The following is a 5,735-nucleotide window of genomic DNA, read 5'->3' on the forward strand; positions in this document are numbered from 1 at the left end:
GATATGAAGGCCTTTGTCTTTCAGCCGCCGCAGCATCCCCTGCGGGTCCGGGAACACGTCGGGATCCCATTTGAAATCGCACCACTGGAACTCCTTCATCCAGAAGCAGTCAAAATGGAACACATGCAGCGGAATGCCCCGTTCGAGCATGCCGTCCACAAAACTGTTGACCGTGTCCTCGTCATAGCTGGTCGTAAACGAGGTCGTCAGCCACAGGCCGAAAGACCAGGCAGGCGGCAGTGCCGGTTTCCCGGTCAAGGCCGTATAGTTTTGCAGAACCTCTTTCAGATTGGATCCGCCGATGATGTAATACTTCAGCTTTTCGCCGGGAACGCTGAACTGCACCTTTGAGACGTTCTCAGAGCCGACTTCATAAGAAACGCGCTCCGGATGATCCACGAACACGCCGTATCCTTCGCTGGACACGTAGAACGGGATGTTTTTGTAGGCCTGCTCACTGCTGGTCCCCCCGTCTTCGTTCCATAGGTCCACAACCTGACCGTTTTTCACAAAAGGCGTAAACCGTTCCCCAAGCCCGTACACATATTCGCCGACCCCCAGGTCCAGCTGTTCCCTCATATATACATCCGCCGATTCGGAGGATTTGATGTAAGCCGGTCCTTTATAGCCGGTGCCGGTGAGGCGGCGTCCTTCATATGCATACGCGACGTTCCACCCTTCGTCCGGACGAACGGTGGCGGTCAGCTGGCCGCTGGTGAGTGTAACGGCGCCGTCGCGCTTCTCGACCTGGACTTTTAAATCCGGCTGCTTATAGATTTGGAAGGCTGGGCCCTTGTCGTCCATGCCGTCATGATGGATGTATTCCACGCAGATGACGTTCTCCATCGGGGAAGAATAACGAACCGTCAGCAGCGTCGTATTCAGCGTATCGCCTTTGTGGACGATTTTTTTGGTGGACGCATACACCGTCATTTCGTCTTGCCCGGTCTCAATATCCCTTACCTCAACCGGATACAATACCTGCAGCCCCTGCCGCACATGCCAATAGCCGTCTGTAAATTTCATAGTGGGTCTCTCTCCTATCTATATCTTCTATTTAAAATTGTCAGTCTTTCATGGAACCGGCGGTAATGCCGCCTACGACGTAGCGCTGCAGGCCGATGAAAATGATAATGATCGGAAGCGCAGCCAGCGTGGCGACCGCCATCAGGTTGTTCCACTCCGTGCCGTACTGCCCGATAAAGCGGTACAGTCCAAGCGTCAGCGGGCGTACGCTGTCCTCGGTCGTCAAGGTTAGGCCAAAGATAAAGTCACCCCAGCCGAAAAGGAAGCAGAACACCGCGACCGTCATCATGCCTGGTACAACGAGCGGCAGGATAATTCGGGTAAACGCCGTAAACTGGTTGCAGCCGTCGATCTTCGCCGCTTCCTCCAGCCCTTTGGGCAGTGCCATGAACGACGGCCGGAGGACGAGGACCGCAAACGGCAGCGCATGGATCATGTCCGCCAGGATGAGCCCGAAGTAGCTGTTCACGAGATGAACCTTCGAGAACATGATGAACAGCGGCATCGCCATCATAATGCCGGGCAGCATCTGGATCGCGAGCAGCAGAATCATGATCAGCGATTTGCCTTTCAGATCCAGTCTCGCCAGTGCATACGCCGCGGGCGTGGCGAACAGCAGCGACATGATCATCGTCCCGATGGCGATAATAAAGCTGTTGCCGATATACCGGAGCATATCCGTGTTGTGAATGAAGTTGTCATAGTAAGCCGTAAAGGTCGCGTTCAGCACGCCGAAATGGGGCGGTGACGAGAACAGGTCCGTGATTGGAGTTATCGACGTTTTGACCATCCAATAGACGGGAAACAAAAACAACAGGGTGATGACGGCACCGATCACAGTCATACCGGCGCCCTTCCATTGAGCTCGCTGGTTCATCATGCAGCCTCCTCCTTACTGGACATCCGGAGATAGATCACGGCCAGCACGGTAAGAATCGCGAACATGATCATGGATACCGATGCGCCCTGGCTGAACTGGAATTTGTGGTGAAGGACAGCTGGTAGGCGTAAATCGGCAGGACGTTCGACGAGTTCACCGGTCCGCCCGCCGTCATGATGAAGATCATGTCAAACACCTTGAACGTATTGATGATCCCCAGCATGAGCAAAATCAGTATCGTTGGTCGCATGAGCGGCAGCGTAATGTGGCGGAACTGCAGCATTTTTCCCGCGCCGTCCAGCTTGGCCGCCTCATACAGCTGCTCCGGCAGCCCTTGAAGTCCGGACAGCAGGATGATCATGTTGAACGGAATGCCAACCCAGATGTTGGCGACGATCGTGGAAAGCAGCGCCGTACCGTTTTCGCTGAGCCAGCTGTGCGGCTCGTGAATGATCCCGAGGCTTTGCAGGATATAGTTAACCACCCCGTAGTCGCCGTTCAGCATCCATTGGAATACCGAAGCCGTGATGACGACCGGAAGCATCCAGGCGAGCAGCATGAGCGAACGCATCAGGCCCCGGCCCGGAAAACTGCGATTGAAGAACAGGGCCAGCGCAAAGCCGATCGAAAACTGAAACACGAGGCTGAGAACGGTGAACAATACCGAGTTTCCAAGCGCGGTGTAAAAGACCGGATCTTTGAATGTCTTAATGTAGCTCGCCAGACCCGCAAAAGCGTGATGCCCCTTAAAGTTGTATACCGTCACATTTTGAAAGCTGAGAATCAGGTTGTACACGATCGGGAAAATAATGAACACCAGCAGGAACAGGATGACGGGCAGAACGAACAGATACCGGGTCCATGCTGTACTTCTTAAACGCTTGGACGTTCTCGGCGCTGCCGCGGAATAGGATTGGTCTGACATAGGGTTCCTCCTCCTTTTCAATATTTAGGGTGCAAGCGGTTTGATCTTGCCGGCGGCCGTTTGAACGGCCTGTTCGGGAGAAGCCTGCCCGGTCAGCACCTGCTGAAGCATCGTCTGGATCGCTTCGGAAATTCCCGCATAATCCGGGCCGTAGGCACGTGCCTTGGCCACCTCCATCGCATCCGCAAACACCTTCATCTGCGGATCCTTCTGCCAGAATGGATCCTGCAGCAAATCTTTGCGGCTCGGCAGACGGCCGTTGGTCTGAAGGAGCTTCTTCAGCCGGTCCGGCTCGTTGGCGAAACGAATGACGTCAAAGGCAGCATCCTTATGCTTGGAGGCTGCAGAGATCGCCCAGTTTTCTCCTCCGAGCACGGTCGCTCCCGTTTTGCCCTTCGGCAGCGGCACGACGCCCCAATTGACTTTGCCTTCCTTCTGCAGGAACGGGATCTGCCACGTTCCGTTCACCATCATCGCCACTTTGCCTGCGGCGAACTGCGTCGCGGTGTCGGATTGCTTCTGCGTGATCACTTCCCTGGACATGTAGTTGTTTTTGGCCATGTAGTCATACAGGTTTACCGCATCGAGCGTCCCCTGACTATCAAAGTCGGGAACGTCCGAGCCGGCCTGCAGGAGGAACGGCAAAAACTGAAACGTCCCTTCTTCCGTCTTCACCGCACTGACCGCGAAACCGTATACATTTTTCTTGGTGAGCAGCTTGGCGTCTTCCTTCAGCTCATCCCAGTTGGTGGGCGGCTTGATGCCCGCTTCATCAAACATATCTTTGTTATAAAACAGCGCCAGGTTGTTGCTTCCGACCGGAACGCCGTAATTTTTGCCGTCGTACACCGTGGAGGACCATGGTCCGTCATAATATTGATCCGCCTGGCCCCACGCTTTGACCTCGGAGGTGATGTCAGCCAAAATGCCGGCAGCGGCGAACGTCTGATGGTCTGCGCTGTCGATCCATACGATATCCGGCCCCTGATTGCCGATCGAACCAAGCAAAAGCTTGTTTTTAATATCGGAAGAAGATACGTATGTTCGCTTGATCTTCACGTTCGGATGAGCCTTCTCATATTCGCTGATGATGTTGTTGATCGCGGTTACGCTGCCGTCCGTCGTCATCGTATCCCACCAGGTCAGGGTGACTTTTCCCGAATCTGTACCGGAACCTGCCGAGCAGGCGGTCAGCGTCAGGGCAAACAGCGAAAAGGCGAGAAAGAGCGCTTTCATTTTGCCGCGCATAAGCATGTCCTCCTTACGAAATGATCTAGTATTCGGGTTTTAATGATTATTAAAATCAGAAAATGATGTACGTACATCATTTTGTTCGTGAGAAGCCCGGCATCCTATACCCTTAGATATAGTACCGTGCGTTCTCCCTCGTAACCAGCTCCAGCTTGGAGATGTTCTCCCGCAAATTCACCTTCTCGCCGCTGGCCGTAAGGTTAAACAGCGTCTTGACCGCCAAATAGCCCTGGTTTACCGGGTCCTGGCAGATCGTCGCCGTGACCGTGCCGCGGTCCAGATCCTGATAAATATCCTCCGTCATGTCATGGCCGATCAGAGCCACGGTGCCGCCAAGACCCGCTTCTTCCAGATGGCGCGCAATAACATGCAGCTTGGCACTCGTGACATAAATGCCATCGACCTGGCGGAAGTACTCGCCAAAGCGGTCCGGATGATCGTATTCCTCATGCTTCAGCTTCAGCGGCAGAGCCATTTCGATGTTCCCCTGCTCGGCAATGACTTCGCGGAAGCCGGTAATTTTCTGTTGCATCTGAAATGTAGTCGCCGAGGGCAGGCTGCTGGCATCCGATGTGATGAGTCCGGCCCGGCCGCCCTTTCCGATCAGCTTGCATAGCATGTCGGCAGCGAGTCTGCCGGCGATCCGATAGTCGCAGCCCACGTAAAACAGGCGCTTGCTGAGCGGCGCGTCGTTATTGAATGTGCATACCGCCAGCCATTCCTTTATCGATCGCCTGGTCTATGGGATCCTCCATCTGCTGCGAGTCGTTGGGAGACAAGGCCAGCGCATCGTAGGCGCCGCTGTCCACGATCTCCTGCACGATCTGTCTCTGCTTCTCCGTGTCGTAGCTCTCCGATTTGAAAATTTCAATCCGCAGGCCGTAATCCCGCAGCTCCTCGTACGCAAGGCGAATGCCGCGCTCAATCTGTGTCCAGAAATAATCCGGATGCTCCGGAAACACAATCGCAAAGGAAATTTCAGTCCCCCGTGACAGGAATCTCGCCGATTTGTTCGGCGTGTATTCCAGTTCCTCCAGCTTCTCCATAACCTTCCGGTACGTCTCCGGCTTCACATTGCCGCGATTGTTGAGGACCCGGTCCAGCGTGGCGACCGAGATGTCCAATTGCTGGGCGATTCCTTTTAACGTCAGTCTTTTATGATCCTTCATAAGTATACCTCTTGTCTTATTCTGCAGAATGAAAGACGTTTGATCTTTCAGGCAGGTTTATTGTAACTCCGCGGCTTCCCGCGTGTCAACGCTTTCATGATGGTTTATAACAAAAAATGATGTTCGATAATCATTTTATCTCTTCTGGTCCTTCTCTTCGCCTTCCTCATAGCGCCAGCCGGGATCATGGTTATTTAACTTACAAGCTCCAGTTGTTCCATTGCAAAAAGGGATCTCCGCATGAATCCCGGAAGTCCCCTGTTGGTTTACAAATTCAACTGATATAGAAGCCTTAGACATGTGACATGGCCGCGGATGAATATATGCTTGTCCCTTCCAAGAAAACAAGCCGCAGCCGAAAAAGCTCGGGATTACGGAGTCCGAAAAGGCGCAACATTGTATGAATCGTTATGTACATGGATGACTTCCTGCCCCGCTGTCTCTACTATAACACCGCGATCAGGAACGGATTTCTTACCGATTG

At 53.7% G+C, this 5,735-nt stretch carries 6 protein-coding genes; all 6 read right to left on the minus strand.

Translation table 11 applies throughout. From position 1 onward, the window contains the following. On the minus strand, positions 1-1,026 hold a 1,026-nt coding region (locus CPT76_RS39650; RefSeq protein ID WP_308737579.1), incomplete at its 3' end, for a TIM-barrel domain-containing protein. A 40-nt stretch (positions 1,027-1,066) separates the two neighbouring features. Then, the gene (locus CPT76_RS13995) at positions 1,067-1,906 is read right to left on the minus strand and encodes a carbohydrate ABC transporter permease (RefSeq protein WP_244169174.1); all 840 of its coding nucleotides are present in this window, start codon (positions 1,904-1,906) and stop codon (positions 1,067-1,069) included. A gap of 67 nt (positions 1,907-1,973) precedes the next feature. Then, complete coding sequence (locus CPT76_RS14000; protein WP_105443344.1) at positions 1,974-2,831, minus strand: carbohydrate ABC transporter permease; 858 nt, start codon at positions 2,829-2,831, stop codon at positions 1,974-1,976. Positions 2,832-2,855: 24 nt separating this feature from the next. Further along, positions 2,856-4,079: a sugar ABC transporter substrate-binding protein gene (locus CPT76_RS14005; protein ID WP_181152843.1), complete on the minus strand. Its 1,224-nt coding sequence runs from the start codon at positions 4,077-4,079 to the stop codon at positions 2,856-2,858. A 112-nt stretch (positions 4,080-4,191) separates the two neighbouring features. Then, on the minus strand, positions 4,192-4,743 hold the full coding sequence (locus tag CPT76_RS14010) for a substrate-binding domain-containing protein (RefSeq protein ID WP_258168426.1): 552 nt from the start codon (positions 4,741-4,743) through the stop codon (positions 4,192-4,194). Between the two features lie 31 nt (positions 4,744-4,774). After that, positions 4,775-5,251 (minus strand): substrate-binding domain-containing protein, encoded by a 477-nt coding sequence (locus CPT76_RS14015; protein ID WP_105443347.1) that lies wholly within the window; start codon positions 5,249-5,251, stop codon positions 4,775-4,777. Between the last annotated feature and the right edge of the window lie 484 nt (positions 5,252-5,735).

Origin of the sequence: Paenibacillus sp. AR247 (assembly GCF_002968895.1) — a bacterium.
In the GTDB taxonomy this organism is placed as follows: Bacteria; Bacillota; Bacilli; order Paenibacillales; family Paenibacillaceae; genus Paenibacillus_AQ; species Paenibacillus_AQ favisporus.

Coding starts and splice junctions, on each gene's coding strand:
- CPT76_RS14005 (WP_181152843.1), bottom strand. CDS start 4,079: ATGCGCGGCAAAATGAAAGCGCTCTTTCTCGCCTTTTCGCTGTTTGCC.
- CPT76_RS14000 (WP_105443344.1), bottom strand. CDS start 2,831: ATGTCAGACCAATCCTATTCCGCGGCAGCGCCGAGAACGTCCAAGCGT.
- CPT76_RS14015 (WP_105443347.1), bottom strand. CDS start 5,251: ATGAAGGATCATAAAAGACTGACGTTAAAAGGAATCGCCCAGCAATTG.
- CPT76_RS13995 (WP_244169174.1), bottom strand. CDS start 1,906: ATGATGAACCAGCGAGCTCAATGGAAGGGCGCCGGTATGACTGTGATC.